This window comes from Streptosporangium sp. NPDC002721 (assembly GCF_042888905.1).
Lineage (GTDB): Bacteria > Actinomycetota > Actinomycetes > Streptosporangiales > Streptosporangiaceae > Streptosporangium.
The window spans coordinates 1-1,334 of record NZ_JBIAQI010000097.1 but is presented as its reverse complement, the minus strand read 5'-3'; the positions used below and the strand labels follow the sequence as shown (position 1 = coordinate 1,334).

Annotated in this window: 1 protein-coding gene; it reads left to right on the top strand. The window is 81.4% G+C overall.

The features are described 5' to 3' along the window. Positions 1-126: 126 nt before the first annotated feature. Positions 127-1,170, top strand: a complete 1,044-nt coding sequence (locus tag ACFYWM_RS44715; protein WP_389928003.1) for a hypothetical protein — start codon at positions 127-129, stop codon at positions 1,168-1,170. Positions 1,171-1,334: the final 164 nt, after the last annotated feature.

The window sequence follows — 1,334 nt, the reverse complement described above, 5'->3', positions numbered from 1 at the left end:
GGGCCGCGCCGGGGGGGGGGGGGCCCGGGGGGGGGGGCCGCCGGGCGGGGGCCCCCGCGGGGGGGGGGGGCGGGCCCCCCCGCCCCCCCCCCCCCCACGACCAGGGTCCTGGGAACGGTCACGCCGGTGGAGCCCGTGTGCGAGGAGGTCGCCGCCGCGACCCCTGAGGGAGCACAGGCCCCGACGCCCGACGACGCACAGGCCGCGACGCCTGAGAGCGCGCAGGCTCCGACGCCCGAGGGCGCACAGGCCGTGATCTCCGAGGGAGCGCAGGCCGCGACCGGGACCGTGGCGCCGCCGGTCACGAGCGACGCCGTGGCGCCGCCGGCCGCGGACACCGCCGAGGCTCCGGTGACGGCGGGCGGGACGGCGACGGCGGAGACTCCGGCGGCGGAGACGCCCGCCATGTCCACCATGCCTGTCATGCCCGCCACGCCTGAGACGGTGAGCGGCGCGGAGGCACCGGCGGTCACGGACGGCGCCGTGGCACCGGTGGCACCGGTGGCCGCGAACGTCGGCGAGACGTCCGTGGCCGCGGCGCGGCTCGCACGCGTCGTCGACCTGCCCCAGCTCACCCAGCCCGCCGCCGTGATCAGCCTCGCCGACGCCGGGGGCGTCGCCGCGGGCACCGGCTTCCACGCCCTGCCCTTCGGGCCGTCGAGCCTGCCCGGCCACGAGTGGACGAACTCGTGGGTGAGCCTCATGGCCGAGGCTCCGGACCTGCCCGGCGACGGCATCAGCTGGCTGCGGGCTCCGGCACCCCCGGCGCCCGGCGAGCTCGCCGAGGCCGAGGCCGAGGCCGAGATCGACGCCGGGACCGGGACCGAGGCGGTCACGCCGGACACGGCGATCGCCCCGGACACGGCGGCCGCAACAGACACGGCGGTCGACGCGCCCGCGCCTCCGCTGCCCCTCCCCGCCCCGGCGGACGCCGCCGCGGGTGAGAACGTGCCGCCGGTCGGCCCGCCCGTCGCCGACCTGCCCGCGGCGGACATGCCCGTCGCCGACCTGCCCACGGCCGAGTCGCCGGCCGCCGCCGGCCCGGAGACTCCCGCACGGCCGGACGCCGCCATCGGCACCACGGCGGAGAGCACCACGGTCGAGGGCACCGCGACGGTTCCCGCCCTTCCCGCGCTGGAGGGGACGCTCCCCGACCTCGACGAGGCGTGAACCTCCGTACGGAGTGAACCTCGACGTGGAGTAGGACGCGCGAGAAGCGGGGGGGGGGGGGGGGGCGCGCGCGCCCGCCCCCGCCCCCCCCCCCGGGGCCCGGCGCGGGGGGGGGGGGGGGCGCGCCGCCCCCGCCCCCCCCCCCCCCCCGGGGCGGGCCGCGG